The organism is Amycolatopsis orientalis DSM 43388, from assembly GCF_000411975.1.
GTDB classification, from domain to species: Bacteria; Actinomycetota; Actinomycetes; order Mycobacteriales; family Pseudonocardiaceae; genus Amycolatopsis; species Amycolatopsis orientalis_D.
Genome location: NZ_ASXG01000138.1, coordinates 34610 through 53788 on the forward strand (window position 1 = coordinate 34610; position 19179 = coordinate 53788).

Genomic DNA, 19179 nt, shown 5'->3' on the forward strand with positions numbered 1-19179 from the left:
GGGCTCCTTGAGGGAATCAGATTCCCTCAAGGAGCCCTTCACGGCTTTCGAGGGGGGTTACGGATTCTTCTGTTGCACCAGGCCGAGTTCCGCGCACCCGTCGCGAAGCGCGTCCAGGCCGAACGCGTCGACCGGACCCACCACGCCCGGGGTCGCCGGACCGTCGGTGCTCAACCGGATCGCGGCCCAAGCCAGCAGATCCCCGGTGAGCGTGTACGCGTTCGGCCCGGCAAGCCGCACCTCGACCCGCGAATCGGCGACTGCCACGACCTCCGCCCCGGTTTTCGCGCGGGCGGCCGCGTCCGGTCCGCCGGGCGGACCCACCATCGGCCCGCTCAGCGCGTGCACCACCGGTCCGGCCACCGCGGCCAGCGCGGACACCACGGGCATCGCCCGGCTCAAGGCGGGGAACCAGCCATTGTAGACAGTCACTTCGTCGAGCGACGGGAAGTTTCCCGGCAGGAAAAGCACTTCGGTTCCGGACACCAGGAAAGCCGGTTTGGACCGGCCTCGAACGGGGAACGAGCGAACCCGGCTCCCGGTCCGCTCCTCGATCAGCCGCCGTCCCCGCCAGCGCAGCGAAGGCAAGGTCAGCCCGTCCCGCATGGTCGCCCGGGTGCCTTGGCTCAGCCCCCGGGCGAACGGCCCGGTGGCGAAGTACCCGATCTCCAGCGAGCGCACCGCGTCCCCGGCCTCCCGCGCGGCCAGGGCGCCGGCGAGAATTCCGGGAACGTAGTCGTAGCCGAACGCCGGGACCATCGCCGCACCGGTTTCGACGGCTCGCTCGTGGTGCCGCTCCCGCACCGTGCGGACGAAACCGACCTCGCCGGTCGAATCCAGATAGTGCGCCCCGGAATCGGCGGCGGCCCGCGCGGCGGCGTGCCCGATCCGGTCGAACGGGCCGACGGTGGCGATCAGCACGTCGCCGGGCCCGGCCAGCGAGCGAAGACTCGCCGGATCGCCGACATCGGCGACCGCGGTCTCCAGGCCGCCGTGGTTCGCCGCCAAGGAATCCAGCGCGGACCGGCTGCGTCCGGCCAGAACCGGCCGCACCCCGCGCCGCACCAGCGACTCCAGGACCAGGCCGCCGGTGTAGCCGGTCGCCCCGAAGACCACGATCCGCCCGGTCATGCCGCCACCGGGACGTGCCGGCCGAGGAAGGCGATTTGGTCGGCGACCACTCGTTCGAACGGATCTCCTCGGTAGATCGCGAAATGCCCGTCCGGGTAAGTCCGGATCTCGCCGCGCGGCGCGCGGGCGGCGTAGCGCAGCGTCGGTCCGGAAGGAGCGACGGAATCCTTCTCGCAGACGGCGAACAACGCGGGCACCTCGATCCGTCCGGTCCGGCGGCCCGGCCGGTACCGCAGAATGTCGAACACGACCCGGGCCGCGACCTCGTTGCGGAAATCGCTGCCCGGCGGCACCAGCGCAAGATACCCCGGTTCGGCGTCCGGCGCGGTCATCAGCGCGGTGCCCCGCTCCGGACCGGCCGTGGCGATGAGATGCGGCGGCCGGCCGAGCCAGTGCCCGACCACGTCCCGGGCGGCCGCGGCGGTCGCCTTCGCCGAACTGGCCGGGTGCATGGCCAGCGCGGACGCGATGCCGTCGGTGAACGGGCACTGCGCGATCGCGGCGACGAGCCCGGCCGGACGGTCGGCCGCGGTCGCGAGGACGTGCCCGCCGCCGAAGGACGTGCCCCAGGCGACGACCCGGTCGCCGTCGACCTGGGGGAGTGTGCGCGCGTAGGCGATCGCGGCGGCCCAATCAGCGAGCTGTTTCCGCGGGGACAGCAGATGGCGCGGAGTGCCTTCGCTGTCGCCGAAGTGCCGGTAGTCGAAGACGAGACACGCGTAACCAGCGGCGGTGAAACGTTCGGCGTACGCGGCGAGGCCCATTTCGCGGACCGCACCGAGGCCGTGCGCCATGACGATCACCGGCGGGTTTTCGTACGCGGGCAAGTACAGCGTCGCCGCGCACTGGTCGCCGTCGACCGGGAAAGACACGTTCACGCGGGGAGCCCCTCTCGGGCGGCGGCGCTGGCGACCGGACGATCGGCGGGAGTGCGGCCCGCCGGGCGGCGCGCGCCGCGTCGCCGTTCGAGCCGGAGGTCGCGCATGTAGTCGTCGTAGTCGACTTGGATAGTGTGCCGCTTGGACGCGACATAACGCCGCGCGATCCGCCGCCGGTGCGTGTCGATTTCGCGCTCCATCTCGGCCGCGCCGGGCAAGTGGTAACGCCCTTGCAGATGGTCCGCGATCAGCAGTGCCTGCCGTTCCGCGATCGGCATGATCGCGCCGAGCGGCTGCACCAGCCCGACGAAATACAGTCCGGGCACGCCCGGGTGGAAAACCCGCCGGTACAACCGGATCTCGTTGTCGCCGGAGGGATCGAGGAAATCCCGGTCGAAGAACGGGAAACTGATCTTGTACCCGGTGCAGAACACCACCAGGTCCGCGGCGACCCGGCGGCCGTCGGCGAACACGACGTCGTCGCCGTCGAACCGGTCGATGTTCGGCACCGGCGTGATCGCCCCGTGCGCGAGCCGGTCGAGGATGCGGCTGGACATCGTCGGATGCGCCTGCGCGAACTTGTGGTCCGGCTCGGGCAGCCCGTAGCGCGTCATCGGCCCGGTCGCCGCCGCCATCAGCTTGCGCGCGACCGGCCAGCGCAGCGCCGAGGGCAGCCATTCCTTGCCGGCGATCTGGTCGTACGGCCTGCCCCAGACGTATTTCGGGATCACGTGCACCCCGCGCCGCGCGGAAAGATACGTTTCCGCGGCGTGATAGGAGGCGTCCACGGCGATGTCCATCGCGGAATTGCCCATGCCGACCACCACGACGCGGCGTCCGGCCAGTTGCTCTTCCTCGGTGTAGGAATGCGAATGCATGATCTCGCCGCGGAACCCTTCGGCGCCGGGGAACATCGGTTCCGGCATTCGCGGATCCCAATGGTGGCCGTTCGCGACGAGCACCGCGTCGTAGCGTTCAGTGTCCCCGGTGGACAGAGTGACGGCGAAGCTGCCGTCCGGTTCCGGCTTGACGTGCGCGACCCCGGTGCCGAACCGGATGCGGTCGCCGAATCCGAAATGGTCGACATACGCCGCGAAATAGTCGGCGATCTGGTCGTGCCGGGCGAAATCGGGCAGGTGCCGCGGCATCGGGAAGTCGCTGAACTCCATCCGCTGCCGCGAGGTGTTGATGTGCAGGGACCGATAGGCGGCGGAGACCCCGTTGCGGTTGCCCCACACCCAGTTCCCGCCGACCCGGTCGGACAGTTCGTAGCAGTCGACGTCGATGCCGCGTTCGGCGAGCACCTTGACGGCGGCGATCCCGGACGAGCCCGCGCCGACGACGCAGACTCGGAAGCTGTTCGCGGACATGCGCACTCCTCCTTGTGACCAGTGGTCATATGACCAGTGGTCATAGAGTACGATCGCAGGCAGGGGAGAGTCAAGAAGAGGAGGTCGGCGGTGCCGACGGGAACGTGGGAGCGGCTGCCGGAAAAGCGCCGGGCGGCGGTGCTGGCGGCGGCCGAGGCGGAGTTCGCGGCACGCGGTTTCAGCGGCGGCAGCCTCAACACGATCTGCCGCGAGGCCGGGGTGTCGAAGGGCAGCCTTTTCCAGTACTTCACCGACAAAGCCGACATGTACGTCCACCTGGCCGAGCTGGCGAGCGTGCGGATCCGGGCGGCCATGGAGGCCGAGATCGCGAAGCTCCCGTGGGACACGGATTTCGCCGGTGCGCTCGACCGGCTGCTCGACGCGTGGGTGCGGTATTTCTACGACCATCCGCTCGAACGCGCGATGACCGCCGCGGCCAACCTCGAACCCGATCCGACCGCCCGCACGCCGGTGCGCGCGGCGGTCAACAGCCACTATCTGGCGGTGCTGCGGCCGCTGGTCGAGCGCGCGGTGGCGGCGGGGCAGCTGCGCCCGGACACCGATGTCGAGATCGTGTTGTCCTTGCTGCTGCTGGTCTTGCCGCACCTGGCGCTGGCCCCGCACGTCGCGGGGCTGGACCCGCTGCTCGGTCTGGTCGACGGCGACGCCGCGCACGCGGCGGCGACCGCGCGCCGGCTGACCGGTGCGTTGCTGGCGCCGTATCTCCAGTGAGGGGTCAGTTCAGGACCCGCACCTCGTGCAGGTAAGCCGACAGCCGGATCCGCAATCCGCGCAAATCCCGCAACGCGAGCGGGAGGTGATAAGCCGGGCGGTACCCCACCGCGGTTCCGGGCTCGCCGCACGGCCCGGCGAAGTACACGAACCCGTCGTCGTGGTCGCGGCGGGCGGGGGACCACGGCTGCTCCTGCCAGGCGCGTGCCGCCGCGTGGCAGGCGATCCAGTAGTTGGGCGCCTTCATCGTCTCGGCGATCGCGGCGGCGAAACCGGCGACGTCGGTGTCGCTGACTCCCAGGCCGCGACCCGGCCACAGGCGCGGCAGCACCCGGTCCGCGGTGTGGTCCTCGAGCCACGGCGCGCACGCGAAGATCGCCTGCGCGCCGTCGACGGAGACCGACCAGCGTTGCATGGCCGCCGTGGGCGGGATTTCGTACATGGCGACCACCTGGTGCGGAGACGAAGGTTTGGCGAAGCATAAATGAACTTCACCCCGGTCTGCCGAGGGCGGCGGAAATCCGGTCGGCGACAGAACGGGCGAACCGGCCGGCGGCCGGAAGGCGTCCGCCGAGGCGCGATTTCGGGGCGGACACGTTGACTGCCGCGACAATGTCGCCCCGGAAGCCGTACACCGGCGCGGACACGCCGACCAAGCCCGGTTCGAACTCCTCGTCCACGGTTTCGTAGCCGCGTTTCCGGATTGCCGCCAGCTTCTCGATCAGCTGGTCGAGCGGGATCGGCGGCGGCGCCTCGCCGGCGCCGGGGAGGTCGGGAAGCGGGTGCGCGGCGGCGCCGCCGAAGGTCCGCCACCACTGCCCGACGGTTTCCTCGTCCCATTCGCTCAATAACACCCGTCCGGGGGAGGTCGTGAACGGATCGACGCCGACGCCTTCCCAGCCGAGCCCGCGAAAGGCGTGGGACGCGAGTTCGCTCCGGACGGTGAAGACCTGTCCGGCGCGCAGAACGCACAAATGCGTCGTTTCGTTCAACCGAGCCACGATCGTGCGGAGAAATGGCGCGGCGAGGTGCGCGAGATGCGTTTCGGTGGCGTGCGTGGCCAAGGCGAACAGCCGCCAGCCTGGCCGATAAGCGCGGGTGTGCTCGTCGCGCGACACCAGGCCGGCGTCGGCGAGGGTCGCGAGGGCGCGCGAGACCTGTGCCTTGTCCCGGCCGGAAAGTTCGGCGACGCGGGAGACACCGAGTCCGTCGCGCGCTTCCGGCAGCGCCAGGACTTCGAGCAGGTCGACGTCGCGGACCAGGCCCGAGCCGTAGGTGCGCTGGTTCGGCATGTTGAGGACTGTGCAACAACGATTGGGCACCGGTCAAACCGCGGCTACCGTCCGGAGGGTGAAGATCGCCGACATCCAGCTGCTGAACGGGACGCTGCCGCTCGATCCGCCGTTCGACGCCGCGTGGGACCCGGTTCCGCGCACGCGGTTCGACGCGACGGTGGTCAAGGTCGTGACCGACGAGGGCGTGGTCGGCTACGGCTCCGGCGACACGATGGCGGGCTTCGAGCCCCATGCGGAGTTGTTCCTCGGCCAGGATCCGCTGGCGATCAGCCGGCACGTGCGCGCGCTGGAGACGATCGCGTTCCACGCCGGGCGGTATTGGCCGCTGGAGATCGCGCTGTGGGACGTCATCGGGAAGGTGCTGGGCGTCCCGGTCGCGACGTTGTTCGGGGGCGCGGCGGACGCGCTCCCGGCCTACGCGTCCACCGGCCGGATCCTGCCCGCCGGACAGCGGGCCGAGGTGATGGCCGGAATCCGCGAGCGCGGTTTCGCGGCGGCGAAGATCCGGCTGGCCGCGGACGATTTCGCCGGGGGAATCCGCACCATGCGGGCGGTCCGGGAGGCGGTCGGGCCGGAGATGACGCTGATGGCCGACCTGAACCAGGCGTGGCGGATGCCCGGCGACGTGCGACCGTCGCTCGATCCTGCGGCGGTCCGGCGCTTCGCGGAAGCACTGCGCGAACTGGACGTGTTCTGGCTCGAGGAACCGCTGCCGCTGGACGACCGGCCCGGCCTGCGCGCGGTGCGGGACACCGGGGTCCGCGTCGCCGGGGGAGAAATGGTCCGGACCTTCAGCGAGCTGCTGGACCTGGTCGAATCCGACGCCCTCGACGTCTACCAGCCGGACGTCGCGCTCGCCGCCGGGATGCTGCGCGCCCGCACGCTCGCCGAGCTGGTGCTGGCGCGCAACCGGCTCTTCACGCCGCACACCTGGTCCAACGGCCTGGGCCTGGTCGCGAACCTGCACGTGACCGCGGGCGTCGGCGGGGGACCGTACCTCGAATTCCCCTACGACCCGCCGGTCTGGACGCCGCGGCGGCGGGATTTCCTGCTCTCCGCCCCGCTGGACATCGACGCGGACGGCTTGCTGCACGTGCCGTCCGCGCCCGGGCTGGGCGTCGCGGTCGACGAGGAGCGGTTCGGGAGGAAACCATGACGGACACTCGCATCCCGGCCATCGACATCGGCCCCTATCCGGCGGCCGCCTTCGCCGTCGGCGCGGTTGAACGGTTGCCGCGACTGGTCCGGACGACGGGCGCGCGGAAGGTCGTGCTGGTCAGCGATCGCGGCCTGAGGGCAACGGCATTGCCGGAGCAGGCAACGGATTTGCTGCGGCAAGACGGTCTCGCGGTCGAGGTTTTCGCTGAAGTGCATCCCAACCCGACCACCGACGACGTCGATGCGGGCGGTGCCTTTGTGCGCGCTGCTGGCGCGCAAGCGGTGCTCTCGCTGGGCGGCGGCTCCGCTTTGGACGCTGCGAAGGCGATCGCGCTGGCCGCCGTCAACGACTGCCCGGCCGCTGAGCTGACTTGGAGCACCGAAGCTTCGGCGGAGCTAGCGCCCGCGTTGCCGATCATCGCGATCCCGACGACCTCCGGCACCGGCTCGGAATGCAACGACCTCGGGGTCATCACCGACCCGCGCCGACAACGCAAATGCTATCTGGGCGGCCCGACTTGCCTTGCCCGGTATGCCCTTCTCGACCCGGCACTCACCCGGAGCCTGCCGCCGCGCGCGACGGCCGCGGCCGGAATCGACTGCCTGACCCACGCCGTGGAGTCCTTCCTTTCCGCCCGGCCGAATCCGTGGGCGGATGGTCTGGACCTGCAAGCCTTCCGGCTGGTCGCGGTGAACCTGCGTCGCGCGGTGGCCGCCGGCGGAGATCTGGAGGCGCGGGCGAACCTGATGCTCGCCGCGCATACCGCGGGCCTGGCGATGCGCACCACCGGACTCGGCGTGGTGCACGGCATCGGGCACTCCCTCGGCGGCCGGTTCGATCTGCCGCACGGCCAGGCGCTGGCCCTGGTGCTCGGCGAATGCCTGCGGTTCAACCGCGCGGTGCGGGAAGGCCGCTTGGCGCGCCTGGCGGAACCGCTGGGCGTCGCGGATGCCCGGGCATCGGCCGCGCACAACGCGGACGCGGCGATCGCGGCGGTCGAACGCCTGGTCGCGGAGGTCGAGCTGACCGGCCGGCTGCGCGATTTCGGGGTCGGCGAAGGGGATCTGCCGGATTTGGTGGCTGACACGCTGGCGGACGGGGTGCTGGCGAACACGCCGCGGGAGGTCGCGGCGGGGGACGTGGCTGGGATTCTCCGCTCGGTCTGGTAGTCCGCGGCGGGAACCGGCGAGGTCGAACATGCCTCGCGAATTCCGTTGTGTTGCAACGGTTCGTCGAGCAGGATCGCGGCCGCACATCTCTCGCTGGGGGTGCGGTGGCGCTGCGGAGCGCGGTGCCGGGGAGCGGGTGACGGAGATTCCGGCCGAGCGCGGGGAGGCGGGCGAAGCTCCGGCGTGAGGTGCGGGGATAATCGCTGCGGTGGCGCTGCTGGTGCTGACTGCGGTGGCGCTGCGGAGCGCGGTGCCGGGGAGCGGGTGACGGAGATTCCGGCCGAGCGCGGGGAGGCGGGCGAAGCTCCGGCGTGAGGTGCGGGGATAATCGCTGCGGTGGCCACTCTGCGCTTCGCCTTCCATCCGTCCGCCGAGCTGGACGTCCCGGTCGTAGTGCCCTACGTCGACGACGTCGCGCTCACCGAGCTGATCGACCGGTTCGAACTCGGCGCCGGGATGTCCCCGGCCGGGGAGGCCTATGGCGGCCTCGTCCCGCGCGAGTTCAGCGGCACGATGACGAGCACTTCCACGGTCTCGGCGCGGAGGAAGGCAAGACCGCGCTGCTGGCCTGCGGGTGCGGGCACTCGGGCTGCTGGCCGCTGCTGGCGCGCATCACCGTGACCGAGGACGAGGTCGTCTGGGATTCATTCGGGCAACCGCACCGGCCGGAGCGGGATTACCGCGGGTTCGGGCCGTTCCGGTTCGCCCGGGCCCCGTATGCCGCGGCGGTGCTCCGCTTCGCGTCCGCTCTTGCCCTTTAGTCTGCGCGAAGATAGTCTCTGCGCAGAATAACTGGAGGAGCGATCATGTGGACCACTGACTACCGCGCGGAGACCCCGGCGAGCCCGGAGGCGGTGTGGGCGGCGTTGCGGGACCTGCATAGCGGCACGCCGCTCGGCGAGCGCAGCGACCGGTTCGAACTGCACGGACCGTTCGAGAAGGGCACCGAACTGTCGGTCACGCCGCAGGGGCAGGACACGTTCCGTTCGCGCATCACGGAGTTGCTCGAGAACGAGGTCTACGAGGACGAAACGCGCTTCGGCGAGACAGTGCTGCGGTTCCGGCACACGCTCGTCCCGCTCGCGAACGGCGGCACACGCGTCACGCATCGCCTGGAGATCGAGGGGGAGGCGGGTCCGGAGCTGGGACCGCAGATCAGCGAGGATTTCCCGGCCGCCATGAGCGATTTGCTGGCCAGCGCGGAGCGGTCGGCGCGATGACGCGGTTCGCGGGCCCGGGCGACAGTCCGGGCTTCCTGCTGTGGCACGTGACTCTGGCGTGGCAGCGGCGGATCCGGCAGACGCTCGAACCGCTGGGTCTCACCCACGTCCAGTTCGTGCTGCTCGCGTGCTGCTGGTGGATGGAAACGCACGGCGCTCCGCCGCGGCAGCAGGAGCTGGCGGCGCAGGCGGGCACCGACATCAAGATGACGTCCCAGGTGATCGCCCGGCTGGAGGCGGCCGGGCTGGTGACGCGGACGGTCGACGCGGGGGACACTCGCGCGAAACTGGTGCGGTTGACCGAAAAGGGCCGGGAGCTCGCCGGGCAGGCGGTGACCGCGGTGGAGCGGGTGGACGTGGAGATGTTCGGCGCCGAGGCCGGCCCGTTGCTGCGGACGCTGCGGTCGGTGCTCGACGCGGAGTGATCGCGGCTCGCCGCTGGTGCGGTCGGTTGCCGGGGCAACCGGACTCAGGTTCCCTCGCGGACTTCGGGGCGGGATCGAGGAGGACGACGAATTCGTCACCGCCCATGCGGGCAACCGCGTTCGTGCGCCGGGAACTGACGGGGATTCGGCGGGCAAAGTCCGCCCGAGTCCCTGAGCTGACGATGTGCCCGCTCGCGGTGAGCGACGCGGGGATCACGGGGTCCGGCAGCAGCGGGCCCCGCCTCACGGAAGCGGAGACGGGGCCCGCGTGGCTCAGTGCGCCGCGGCCAGCGCCGCCGTGGCGGGCGGCATCAGCTTCGGGTATTCCTTCTGGAACTTCTCGATCATCTTCGCGGACGGGATGATCCGGTTCGGGTTGTTCTGGCTCACCGCCTGCTTCTCGCCCCACGCGCCGGCGGCCTTGCGCTGGTCGGGAGTGCCGTGGCTGTGGTAACAGTCGCCGATGGAGGCGTCGAGGTAGGTGACCTCCTGCTGGGTGCGGGCGTTCCAGGCCTCGCCCTTCGCGTGCGCGACGAAGTAGCCGCCGTAGGCGTCCGGGCCCATCTCCGCGGACTCATTGCGCGGGTAGTTGTCGTGGGCGAAGTCGACCTGGTGGCCGTACTCGTGGCCGACGACCGCTTCCACCGACACGTCGTCGAAGCCGAGCTGGTTGACCACGTCGAGCAGGCCGTCGCCGAGCATGATGCGCTTGCCGCCGAGGCTGTCGGCCGGGGCGGAGAACGCGTTCAGGGTGAGCAGCGGGTGGCGGCCGCCCTGCAGAGCCGGGACCTCGTACAGCACCTTGGTCGCGAGCGCGCCCGCTTCGGCGGCCCGCTTCGGGTCGAGGCCGAGCTTGAACGTCTGCGTCGTGCGCTCCTGGCTGCCCAGGTCGGTGCCCTTCCAGGCGACCAGCTGGATGTTCCAGCTCTCGATGTCCCAGAACCCGCGCAGCTTGGCGATCGTCGCGCCGGCGCGCGGCGTGTACTGGCCGTCGGTGCCGAAGACCTGCGGGGTCTTGTCGCTGGCGACGGCCTGGGTGTAGAGCTGGCCGATCGCGCTCAGCGCGCTGAGCGCCTTGCCCTCGGTCGGGGTCAGCGCGGAGGCGAGCTTGTTCGCATACGTCAGCAGCGATCCTTCGGTGCAGCCCGGGATCGGGCCCTGCGCGGCGTGCGCCTGCTGGCCGGGCCGCTTGACCGGCGAGTCGAACAGCGGGTCGACGCCGCGCAGCGCGTTCGCCGGCAACCCGTTGTAGAGGTCTTCGACGTCCTGGTAGAGCTGCGCGATGTCCTGGTCGACCGACGTGGGCTCGGCCGCCCGCGGCGCCGCGGTCGCCGGGACGGCCGTGGCCACCGTCAGCGCCGCGAGGGCGCCCGCCGCGGCGAGCGTTCTGCCGAGAATTCTGGTCCGTTTTCGCATGGGCCCCTCATTCCGGTTTCAAGATCACCAAGTACGGCCACCCTAAGACGATCTTGGGCGCGGAAACCGGGCCGGGGAAAAGAACCCCGGGATGGCCCACGCCTTTCGGCGGGTTTTCGCCCGGCGGACATCGGCCGAAAGTACTATCGGGCGACTTCGTCGCCCCTCCGGGAAACGGGACTCGGAAAAACGGCCTGGCTAAGCCCCGATCCGGAACCGCATCCGGCAGACGACGGCGTCGGTCCGGCGGCGCAGCGCCCGCGTCAGCACCGCGCCGCGGCGGTTCTGCAGGACGCGCTGCCAGACGTGCTCCGGCTCGATCTCGGCGACCAGGACGAACACGTGGCATCCGCCGTGCCGGCGAAGGTGTTCCACGATCGGCTCGCCGAGGCGGCGGCGTTCGTCGTGCAGCTGGACCAGCCGGACGTCCGGATGCCACCGTTCCCACGCTTCGACGAATTCGCGCGCGGCGGTCTCTTCTTCGGGATGCGTCACGTGGACGGCCTCGACGCGGTCGCCGAGCGAGAGCGCGGCGGCGAGCGCGTCGCGGGTCAGCCGGGAAACCGTGTGGACCGGGACGACGACCAGTGCCCGGTTGGGACGCGGCGGGGGAGGGATGCGCCCGAGTTCGAGGCGCTCGCCGATCCGGCGGTAGGTGCGGTGGACCCATTCCATCAGCAGCACGAGGACCGGAAGCGAGACGACGATCAGCCAGCCGCCTTCGGCGAATTTCGTCGCGGCGACGACCACCGCGGCGAGCCCGGTCAGCAGCGCGCCGAAACCGTTGAGCGCGGCTTTTCCGCGCCAGCCGCGCGGGCGGGAACGGAACCAGTGCCGCACCATTCCGGTTTGCGACAAGGTGAAACCGACGAACACTCCGATCGCGAACAGCGGAACCAGAGTGTTCATGTCGCCCTTCGCGAGGAGCAGCAGCAACGCCGAGGCGAGAGCGAGGAAACCGACGCCGTAGCGATACACCTGCCGTTCGGCGCGCAGGGCGAAAACGTGCGGCAGGTTGTGGTGTTTCGCGAGCAGTTGCGCCAGCACCGGAAGCCCGCCGAAGGACGTGTTCGCGGCCAGCGCCAGCAGCACCACGGTGGAGAATTGCACCACGTAGTAACCGAAACCGTTCCCGAGCGATGCGGACGTCACTTGCGACAGCACGGTCACGCCGTCGACTGGATGGAGGGAGAACTTGCCGATCAGCACGGCGATTCCGAGCAGCATCACCGCCAGCAGGCCGCCGAGCGCGACCTCGGCTCGCTGCGCCCGGCGGACCCGCGGGGCGCGGAAGGACGGGACGGCGTTGGCGATCGCTTCGACGCCGGTCAAGGCCGCGCAGCCGTTCGCGAAAGCCTTGAGCAGCAACAGGATGCCGACCGGCTGGAGATTCTGCAGCGGTCCATTCGCGACAGTCGCGGCCGGAGCGTCGCGGAAGAGCCCGATCACGACCACTAGGAGAATCGACGCGACGAACACCGCCGTCGGCACGATGAACGCCCGCGCGCTTTCGGCGATGCCGCGGAAGTTGACGGCGGTGAGCAGCGCGAGCACGCCGAGGCAAAGCCACAGCCGGTACGGCAGCAGCGCGGGAAACGCCGAGGTCAACGCGGCGACCCCGGCGGCGACCGACACCGCGACGTTCAGCACGTAGTCGACGATCAGCGAGGCCGCCGCGACGAGCGACGCGCGGCGGCCGAGATGGGCGCGGCTCACCCCGTAGGCCCCGCCGCCGTCCGGGAACGCGGCGATGACCTGCCGGTACGACAGGGTCAGCACGGCCAGCAGGAGGGCGATCGCGAGCGTGACGGGCAGGGTGAAGCCGAGCCCGGCGCCGCCCGCGACGGCCAGGACGAGCACGATCGCCTCGGGGCCGTAGGCGACCGACGCCATCGCGTCGAGGGACAGCGCGGCGAGGCCGCCGACGACGGAGAGCCGGTGCCGGTCGGCGGCTCGCGGCGTTTCCGGGCGGGACAAGGTTGCGGTCACCCGCTCAGGCTGGCCCCCGGAACGCGTGGGACGGGCGGTTGTTGACGCTTTCCTGACAGTGATCTAGCGAACGGCGATCTAGCGAACGGCGGCGATCGAACGCGGCCTCAGCGGGACGGCCCTGCTTTCCAGTGCCGCACCGCGAACGGCCCGCCCAGGAGCAGCGCGAGCCCGACGACCCCGGCCACGATCATGCCCGGCCGCGAGTCGAACGCTCCGGTCGCGACCAGCACCACGCTGGTGACGATCGCCAGGACCTCCAGCGCGGAGCGGCGCCGTGTCCGACGCCCGGATCCGCGGGCCAGCTTGGCGCTGAGCCGCGGATCCGTGGCGGACAAATCGCGTTCGATTTCGTTCAGGGCACGCTGTTCCCGGTCGGTCAGCATGCCTCACCCTGCTTCCGGTGCGAGTGCCGGCGGCGGAGCAGCAAGCGGAGCACGACCACCCCGCCGAGGACCGCCGCGAACAGCGGCAGCGGGTTGTTCCGGACCGCCTGCGCGCCGGTGCGGACCTTCTCCGCGGCCGGGGCCGAGACGGTCTTCTCCACCTGTTTGGCCGCCCGGTCGATGGTTTCGTCGACCTTCTCGCCGGCCCGCGTGCGCACGTCGAGCTTCTGTCCCAGCGCGTCCAGCGTTTCGGCCAATTCCTCGCGGGTGACGTCCCGGTCCGCCCGGGCCTGCTCAACCTTGCGGTCGGTCATGACTGGCCCCCTGTTTCATCGTCTCGACGTCCTCGCGGACCCTTTCCACGGATTCCTCCGGCACCACCGGCCCGGCCCGGCTCGCCTCCTTGCCGCCGACCAGCGCGGCGATCCCCGCGGTCAGCAGCAGCGCGGCCGCGACGATCAGCGCGGACAGCCAGCCGGGGAGCACGAGCGCCAACGCGAGCACGGCGGCGGCGACGAGGGTCGCGCCGCCGAACAGGGCCAGCACGCCGGCGAATCCGACGAGCCCGGCGCCGATGCCGAAGCGCTTCCCCTTGGTCTGCAGTTCCGCCATGGCCAAGCGGAATTCGTCCTGGAGCAGGCGTTTGATCGAAGCGGTCAGATCGGCCGCGAGGTCCGCGGTGGACTTCTCGTGCGCGGGCGTCCGGTTCATTTCCTCCAGCACGGCATCCTCCCTTCGTGTTCGAGGCGTACCCGGCCTGGAGGCGGCGAAACGGGTCAGCGTCCGGCGGATTCCAGGCGGGCGAGGGTTTCGCGGAGCGCGTCGACGACCCAGTCGTGGCCGAGCGGCAGCGGGCTCGGGATCTGGTCGTCCGGGTCGTCGGAGCTGTGCGCGAGCACCTCGACCTCGACGCCGGACTCGCGCAGCGCGGCGATCTCGGCGTCGTGCTGCGCCAGCCAGGCTTCGTCGGCGACGGCGGCGTCGCCGGGGCTGAGCACGCCCTCGGCGGCCGGGTCGACCAGAAGGACGGAACGCACCGACCCGGAGTGCTCGGCGGCGAGCCGCAGGGCGTCGGCGGCGAGCGGGCCGCTCGTGACGAGGTCGCTGCGCTCCGGCGCGGCCAGGGTTTCCCCGGTTCCGGACCACGCGCCCTCCACCGGGATCCGGTACCAGAGGATCTCGTGGTCCTGCTCGAGCGGCCGCCAGGTGGCGGGCAGGCCCTCGTGCTTGGCCAGGCCGGCCGGGTCGAGCACGACCAGCCGGGGCGAGCCGGGCCGGCCCGCGGTGACCAGCGGCGGGCCGTCGGCGCGGACCGGGTCGGACGGTAACGGTTCTGGCATGTCGGCTCCTTCCACGCGCCTCGGTTACCCGGGCCGGGGATGGAGAAACGGCTCGGCACGCGTAACGGAGCCGAACGCGGGTAGCCGGGGAGTGAGCGGAGGAAGGAGACGATCTGATGACCACTGCCCGCGACCTGATGACTCCGCACGCCGTGTGCGTGCGGGAGTCCGAGACCGTGCACGACGCCGCGCAGAAGATGGCGCACGAACAGCTGGGTGCGCTGCCGGTGTGCGGCGAGGACAACCGGCTCAAGGGAATGCTGACCGACCGCGACATCGTGGTGAAGGTGATCGCCGAGGGCAAGGACCCGCGCGCGGTGCACGCAGGCGAGCTGGCGCAAGGCGAAGCGGTGACGATCGGCGCGGACGACGACGTCGCCGAGATCCTGCAGACCATGTCGCAGCACCGGGTCCGCCGGCTGCCGGTGATCGACGGCCACGACCTGGTCGGCGTCGTCGCGCAGGCGGACGTCGCCCGGGCGATGCCGAACCCGGACACCGGCGTGCTGGTGGAGGCCCTGTCGCACGACTACTGATCGTCCCCGCGTTTGCCGGTCGCGGACCCGGGTAATCGCCGGGAATCCGCAGAGCGGGCCAGGGGGCGAGCGGCCGCGCGACCGTCGCGGAGGGACGGTCGCGCGGCCGTCGCGGAGGGACGGTCGCGCGGCCGTTTCCCGGTTGAACCGCGGCGCAGCGGGTAGCCGGAAGGGAGCAGAACCGACTTTCCGGGGAGGATTTCCGTGGCCGACCGCATCCGACCGCCGCAGCAGCAGGACCCGCCCGGCGCCACCGCGGACATGGACCCGCGGCCGCGCGATTCGATGACCGACTACGAGGGCCGCGGCCTTCTCGCCGGGCAGCGCGCGCTGATCACCGGCGGGGATTCCGGCATCGGCCGCGCGGTGGCGATCGCCTTCGCCAAGGAAGGCGCGGACGTCGCGATCTCCTATCTCGACGAGCACGAGGACGCCGAGTACACCGCCGATCGCGTGCGCGCCGAGGGCCGGGAATGCCTGCTGCTCCCCGGCGATCTCGCCGAGCCGCGGCAGTGCCGGGACATCGTCGAACGCACTCTGTCCGATTTGGACGGACTGGACATCCTGGTCAACAACGCGGCGACGCAATGGCCGGTCGACCGTCCGGAGGACCTGACCGAAGAGCAGTGGATGCACACGTTCGACGTGAACCTGCACAGCTACTTCCGGGTCACCGCGGCCGCGCTGCCGCATCTGGGCGACGGGGACGTCATCATCAACACCGGTTCGGTGAACGGCTTGCGCGGCAACAAGAGCCTCATCGACTACTCGGCGACGAAGGGCGCGATCCACGCCTGGACGTATTCGATGGCGCAGGCGCTGGCCGAGCGCGGGATCCGGGTGAACTGCGTCGCGCCGGGTCCGGTGTGGACGCCGCTGATCCCGTCGACGTTCCCGCCGGAGAAGGTGGAGAAGTTCGGCTTGCAGGTGCCGCTGGAACGGGCCGCGCATCCGGACGATCTCGCGCCGTCGTACGTCTTCCTGGCTTCCAACCGGCTTTCGTCGTACTACAGCGGGGAAGTGCTGGCCGCGCTGGGCGGCGAGACCGTGCCCGGCGGATAGTTTCGCCCAGGTCCGGGAAGGGCTCCTTGCGGGAATTTGGTTCCCGCGAGGAGCCCTTCCCGGACTTCAGCGTTCTTGTGCGTCGAGCCCGGCGGCCAGCAGCTCGGCGAGGTGGATGCCCTCCCGGCCGCCGCTGTCCAGTTCGTGCAGCTGGGTGCGGCAGCTGAACCCGTCCGCCAGCACCGCGGTCCGCCGATCTGCTTGGCGGACCCGGGGGAGCAGCACTCGTTCGGCGCACGCTTTGCTGACTTCCAGATGCCCGCGCTCGAAGCCGAAGTTCCCGGCGAGCCCGCAACAGCCGGAATCCAGCCGTTCGACGTCGACCCCGGCGGCCTGCAGCAGTTCCTTGTCCGCGTCCCAGCCGAGCACCGCGTGCTGGTGGCAATGCACCTGCGCGAGCGCGTGTCCGGGAATCCGCGGCGGCCGGTAGCCGGGGGAATGCCGGGTCAGCAGCTCCGCGAGGGTCACGGTCTGGTCCCGCAATCGCCGGACGTCCTGGTCGCCGGGGAACAATTCGGCGACGTCGGAGCGGAAGACCGCGGTGCAGCTGGGTTCGAGGCCGAGGACCAGGCCGCCGTCCCGCAGATGCGGGGCCAGCGTCCGCACGGTGCGGGTCAGGACCCGCTTCGCGACTCCCAGCTGGCCGGTGGAAATCCAGGTCAGGCCGCAGCACGCGGACGGCTCCGGCAGCGTCACCCGCCATCCAGCGTCCTCCAGCACCCGCACGGCCGCCTCGGCGATGTGCGGATGGAAGTAGGACGTGAAGGTGTCCGGCCACAGCAGCACTGTGCCGCGCGCACCGGTCCCGGCGGGTTGGTGCCGGGCGAACCACCGCGGCAGCGGTTTCGGGGCGAAGCGGGGGATTTCCCGTTCTTCGACCCCGGCGGCGCGGGTCGCGAACCTGGTCTTGCCGAGCAGGTTGACCAGCCGGGCCGTACGGGTTTTGCCCACCAGCCGGGCGACGAGCGGCAGCCAGCCCATGCTGAAGTCCGACCGCGGCCGTTTCCAGGGCCGGCCCGCGTAGTGGTGGGCGAGGAATTCCGCCTTGTAGGTGGCCATGTCCACATCGGCCGGGCAGTCGGATTTGCAGCCTTTGCAGGAAAGGCACAGGTCGAGCGCGTCGCGGACCGCAGTGGAGCGCCAGCCGTCGGAGATCGGGCCGTCGTGGTGCCCGTCGAGCATCTCGAACAGCAGGCGCGCCCGGCCGCGCGTGGAGTGTTCCTCCTCGCCGGTCACCTGGTACGACGGGCACATCACGTCGCCGCTTTCCGAAGTGGACTGCCGGCACCGGCCGACGCCGACGCACCGGTTGGCGGCCTGGGAGAACGAGCCGCCGTCGTGCGGGAAGCGGAAGTAGAGGTCCTGCGGCTCGGCGGGGGACCACGAGCCGCCGAGCCGCAGGTGCTGATCCAGCGAATAGGGCGCGACGACCTTGCCCGGGTTCATCCGGTCGGCCGGGTCGAAGATCGCCTTGAGCCGGCCGAACGCGGTGACCAGGTCGTTGCCGAACATGCGCGGCAGCAGTTCGCCGCGGCTCTGCCCGTCGCCGTGTTCGCCGGAGAACGAGCCGCCGAACTCCGCGACCAGGTCGGCGGCCCGTTCCATGAACCGCCGGTAGGTCGCGACGCCGGACGCGGTGTAGAGGTCGAACGGGATCCGCGTGTGCACGCAGCCCTGTCCGAAGTGGCCGTAGAGGCTCGGGCCGGTTTCGTCGGCGTAGCCGAATTCCGCGTACAGCGCGTCCAGCCTGCGGAGGTAGTCGCCCAGTTTTTCCGGCGCCACCGCGGAATCCTCCCAGCCCTCGAAGGTGTCCCGCTCGCCGGGGACGTGCGCGGTCGCGCCGAGCCCGGCCTCGCGGACCTGCCAGAGCTCGGCTTCCTTGGCCGGGTCGTCGAGGAAAGCGACCTCGGCGCCCTCGATCGAGTCGAGCAGCCCGCGGGCCTGTTTGTCGGCTTCCTCGAGCGTCTGCGCGCCGAACTGGACCATCAGGAACGCCCGGCCGCGCGGCAGCTCTTCGCGGGCCTTTTCGTTGAGGTGCTTCAAGCGCTCGTCGTAGAGCAGCCGGTGGTCGACGCCTTCGAGCGCGATCGGTTCGTGCGGAAGGATGTCCGGCACCGCGTCGGCGGCGGTCGCGACGTCCGGATAGCCGAGCACGACCATCGCGCGCTCGGGCAGCACCGGCACCAGCTCCAGTTCCGCGCGCAGCACGGTGACCAGCGTCGATTCGCTGCCGACGAGCAGCCCGGCCACGTCGAAGCCGTGTTCGGGCAGCAGCGAGTCGAGGTTGTAGCCCGACACCCGGCGCGGAATGTCCGGGAAGCGGCGGCGGATCTCGCCGGCGTACTCGTCGCGCAGCCGGCGCAGCTGCCGGTAGACCGCGGCGCGCCGGTCTCCGTGGTGCTCGATCTCGGCGTACTCGTCGTCGCTGGTTTTGCCGCACCAGAACCGGGTTCCGTCCGCCAGCAGCACTTCGAGGCGCACGATATTGTCCACGACCTTGCCGGTGCGCTGGGCGGTCGCGCCGCAGGAGTTGTTGCCGATCATGCCGCCGAGGGTGCAGTTCATGTGCGTGGCGGGCTCCGGGCCGAAGCGGAGCCCGGTGTCGGCGAGCTGCCGGTTGAGGTCGTCCAGCACGATGCCCGGCTGCACGACGCAGGTGCGGTTCTCGGCGTCGACGGATTCCAGCTTCGAGCAGTATTTGGACCAGTCGAGCACGACGGCGGTGTTGGTGCACTGGCCGGCGAGGCTCGTGCCGCCGCCGCGCGAGAGCACCGGCGCGCCGAACTCCCGCGCGACCGCCAGCGCTTCGACGGCGTCGTCGGGGGAGCGCGGCACCACGACGCCGATCGGGACCTGGCGGAAATTGGACGCGTCGGTGGAGTAGGCGGCGCGGCTCCCGTCGTCGAAACGGACCTCGCCCTCGACCCGCTCGCGCAAGGCGGCGGCGAGGGCAGCGGGGTCGAGTTCGGCCGGTTCCGGCACGCGCACAACCGGATTGGGGAGTTCAGCGGTGCTGATAGCGGTACCTTCTTTCATGGCTGGGACCTCCGGGGAACGCTTCTGGTGCTTGT

At 70.9% G+C, this 19179-nt stretch carries 20 protein-coding genes; 8 read left to right on the forward strand and 12 right to left on the reverse strand.

The window, feature by feature from the left end; genetic code table 11:
- Nucleotides 1-57 precede the first annotated feature (57 nt).
- The 3 genes from L942_RS28475 to L942_RS28485 are packed head-to-tail and all read right to left on the reverse strand — an operon-like array spanning nucleotide 58 to nucleotide 3379.
- Nucleotides 58-1131 (reverse strand): saccharopine dehydrogenase family protein, encoded by a 1074-nt coding sequence (locus L942_RS28475; RefSeq protein ID WP_037366362.1) that lies wholly within the window; start codon nucleotides 1129-1131, stop codon nucleotides 58-60.
- Entirely contained in the window at nucleotides 1128-2009 is an 882-nt protein-coding gene (locus tag L942_RS28480) for an alpha/beta hydrolase (protein WP_051166312.1), read from the reverse strand. Before L942_RS28480 ends, L942_RS28475 begins: the two co-directional genes overlap by 4 nt.
- Complete coding sequence (locus L942_RS28485) at nucleotides 2006-3379, reverse strand: flavin-containing monooxygenase (protein WP_037366365.1); 1374 nt, start codon at nucleotides 3377-3379, stop codon at nucleotides 2006-2008. The genes L942_RS28480 and L942_RS28485 overlap by 4 nt, the downstream gene beginning before the upstream one ends.
- Before the next feature lie 90 nt (nucleotides 3380-3469).
- Here L942_RS28485 and L942_RS28490 point away from each other — a divergent pair, with 90 nt between their 5' ends.
- Nucleotides 3470-4111: a TetR/AcrR family transcriptional regulator gene (locus L942_RS28490; protein ID WP_037366368.1), complete on the forward strand. Its 642-nt coding sequence runs from the start codon at nucleotides 3470-3472 to the stop codon at nucleotides 4109-4111.
- A gap of 4 nt (nucleotides 4112-4115) precedes the next feature.
- On the opposite strand, the gene L942_RS28495 is transcribed toward L942_RS28490, so the two are convergent.
- Entirely contained in the window at nucleotides 4116-4553 is a 438-nt protein-coding gene (locus L942_RS28495; RefSeq protein WP_200862948.1) for a hypothetical protein, read from the reverse strand.
- 49 nt (nucleotides 4554-4602) lie between these two features.
- A complete protein-coding gene (locus L942_RS28500; protein ID WP_037366373.1) occupies nucleotides 4603-5403 on the reverse strand; it encodes an IclR family transcriptional regulator in 801 nt (266 codons plus the stop codon).
- A 58-nt stretch (nucleotides 5404-5461) separates the two neighbouring features.
- Between L942_RS28500 and L942_RS28505 the strand changes: the two genes are divergently transcribed.
- The 5 genes from L942_RS28505 to L942_RS28525 all read left to right on the forward strand — a co-directional run bounded on the left by L942_RS28505 (nucleotide 5462) and on the right by L942_RS28525 (nucleotide 9379).
- Nucleotides 5462-6562, forward strand: coding sequence for a mandelate racemase/muconate lactonizing enzyme family protein (locus tag L942_RS28505; protein ID WP_037366374.1), 1101 nt, complete (start codon nucleotides 5462-5464; stop codon nucleotides 6560-6562).
- Nucleotides 6559-7734 carry an iron-containing alcohol dehydrogenase family protein gene (locus tag L942_RS28510; RefSeq protein WP_051166313.1) on the forward strand — a complete coding sequence of 392 codons (1176 nt, stop codon included), beginning with the start codon at nucleotides 6559-6561 and terminating at the stop codon, nucleotides 7732-7734. Before L942_RS28505 ends, L942_RS28510 begins: the two co-directional genes overlap by 4 nt.
- Before the next feature lie 336 nt (nucleotides 7735-8070).
- The gene (locus L942_RS28515) at nucleotides 8071-8355 is read left to right on the forward strand and encodes a hypothetical protein (protein ID WP_200862949.1); all 285 of its coding nucleotides are present in this window, start codon (nucleotides 8071-8073) and stop codon (nucleotides 8353-8355) included.
- Between the two features lie 185 nt (nucleotides 8356-8540).
- A complete protein-coding gene (locus tag L942_RS28520) occupies nucleotides 8541-8954 on the forward strand; it encodes an SRPBCC family protein (protein WP_037366376.1) in 414 nt (137 codons plus the stop codon).
- Nucleotides 8951-9379 carry a MarR family winged helix-turn-helix transcriptional regulator gene (locus tag L942_RS28525; RefSeq protein WP_037366377.1) on the forward strand — a complete coding sequence of 143 codons (429 nt, stop codon included), beginning with the start codon at nucleotides 8951-8953 and terminating at the stop codon, nucleotides 9377-9379. Before L942_RS28520 ends, L942_RS28525 begins: the two co-directional genes overlap by 4 nt.
- Before the next feature lie 273 nt (nucleotides 9380-9652).
- Here L942_RS28525 and L942_RS28530 read toward each other — a convergent pair whose 3' ends face one another.
- The 6 genes from L942_RS28530 to L942_RS28555 all read right to left on the reverse strand — a co-directional run bounded on the left by L942_RS28530 (nucleotide 9653) and on the right by L942_RS28555 (nucleotide 14510).
- Nucleotides 9653-10795, reverse strand: coding sequence for a M48 family metalloprotease (locus tag L942_RS28530; RefSeq protein WP_037366378.1), 1143 nt, complete (start codon nucleotides 10793-10795; stop codon nucleotides 9653-9655).
- Nucleotides 10796-10993: 198 nt separating this feature from the next.
- Nucleotides 10994-12784 carry an APC family permease gene (locus tag L942_RS28535; protein ID WP_037366379.1) on the reverse strand — a complete coding sequence of 597 codons (1791 nt, stop codon included), beginning with the start codon at nucleotides 12782-12784 and terminating at the stop codon, nucleotides 10994-10996.
- 107 nt (nucleotides 12785-12891) lie between these two features.
- Nucleotides 12892-13170 (reverse strand): DUF3040 domain-containing protein, encoded by a 279-nt coding sequence (locus L942_RS28540; protein ID WP_051166314.1) that lies wholly within the window; start codon nucleotides 13168-13170, stop codon nucleotides 12892-12894.
- A complete protein-coding gene (locus L942_RS28545) occupies nucleotides 13164-13484 on the reverse strand; it encodes a DUF3618 domain-containing protein (protein ID WP_037366381.1) in 321 nt (106 codons plus the stop codon). Before L942_RS28545 ends, L942_RS28540 begins: the two co-directional genes overlap by 7 nt.
- Complete coding sequence (locus tag L942_RS28550; protein ID WP_037366382.1) at nucleotides 13465-13893, reverse strand: phage holin family protein; 429 nt, start codon at nucleotides 13891-13893, stop codon at nucleotides 13465-13467. The genes L942_RS28545 and L942_RS28550 overlap by 20 nt, the downstream gene beginning before the upstream one ends.
- 53 nt (nucleotides 13894-13946) lie before the next feature.
- Nucleotides 13947-14510 (reverse strand): hypothetical protein, encoded by a 564-nt coding sequence (locus L942_RS28555; protein ID WP_037366384.1) that lies wholly within the window; start codon nucleotides 14508-14510, stop codon nucleotides 13947-13949.
- A gap of 116 nt (nucleotides 14511-14626) precedes the next feature.
- On the opposite strand from L942_RS28555, the gene L942_RS28560 reads away from it, so the two are divergent.
- Both L942_RS28560 and L942_RS28565 read left to right on the forward strand, forming a co-directional pair.
- Nucleotides 14627-15046 (forward strand): CBS domain-containing protein, encoded by a 420-nt coding sequence (locus L942_RS28560; protein WP_037366386.1) that lies wholly within the window; start codon nucleotides 14627-14629, stop codon nucleotides 15044-15046.
- 204 nt (nucleotides 15047-15250) lie between these two features.
- Entirely contained in the window at nucleotides 15251-16108 is an 858-nt protein-coding gene (locus tag L942_RS28565; RefSeq protein WP_037366389.1) for an SDR family oxidoreductase, read from the forward strand.
- Between the two features lie 66 nt (nucleotides 16109-16174).
- Here L942_RS28565 and L942_RS28570 read toward each other — a convergent pair whose 3' ends face one another.
- Complete coding sequence (locus L942_RS28570; protein WP_200862950.1) at nucleotides 16175-19144, reverse strand: FAD-binding and (Fe-S)-binding domain-containing protein; 2970 nt, start codon at nucleotides 19142-19144, stop codon at nucleotides 16175-16177.
- Nucleotides 19145-19179: the final 35 nt, after the last annotated feature.

Coding starts and splice junctions, on each gene's coding strand:
- L942_RS28475 (WP_037366362.1), bottom strand. CDS start 1,131: ATGACCGGGCGGATCGTGGTCTTCGGGGCGACCGGCTACACCGGCGGC.
- L942_RS28485 (WP_037366365.1), bottom strand. CDS start 3,379: ATGTCCGCGAACAGCTTCCGAGTCTGCGTCGTCGGCGCGGGCTCGTCC.
- L942_RS28495 (WP_200862948.1), bottom strand. CDS start 4,553: ATGTACGAAATCCCGCCCACGGCGGCCATGCAACGCTGGTCGGTCTCC.
- L942_RS28500 (WP_037366373.1), bottom strand. CDS start 5,403: ATGCCGAACCAGCGCACCTACGGCTCGGGCCTGGTCCGCGACGTCGAC.
- L942_RS28510 (WP_051166313.1), top strand. CDS start 6,559: ATGACGGACACTCGCATCCCGGCCATCGACATCGGCCCCTATCCGGCG.
- L942_RS28520 (WP_037366376.1), top strand. CDS start 8,541: ATGTGGACCACTGACTACCGCGCGGAGACCCCGGCGAGCCCGGAGGCG.
- L942_RS28525 (WP_037366377.1), top strand. CDS start 8,951: ATGACGCGGTTCGCGGGCCCGGGCGACAGTCCGGGCTTCCTGCTGTGG.
- L942_RS28530 (WP_037366378.1), bottom strand. CDS start 10,795: ATGCGAAAACGGACCAGAATTCTCGGCAGAACGCTCGCCGCGGCGGGC.
- L942_RS28540 (WP_051166314.1), bottom strand. CDS start 13,170: ATGCTGACCGACCGGGAACAGCGTGCCCTGAACGAAATCGAACGCGAT.
- L942_RS28545 (WP_037366381.1), bottom strand. CDS start 13,484: ATGACCGACCGCAAGGTTGAGCAGGCCCGGGCGGACCGGGACGTCACC.
- L942_RS28555 (WP_037366384.1), bottom strand. CDS start 14,510: ATGCCAGAACCGTTACCGTCCGACCCGGTCCGCGCCGACGGCCCGCCG.
- L942_RS28560 (WP_037366386.1), top strand. CDS start 14,627: ATGACCACTGCCCGCGACCTGATGACTCCGCACGCCGTGTGCGTGCGG.
- L942_RS28570 (WP_200862950.1), bottom strand. CDS start 19,144: ATGAAAGAAGGTACCGCTATCAGCACCGCTGAACTCCCCAATCCGGTT.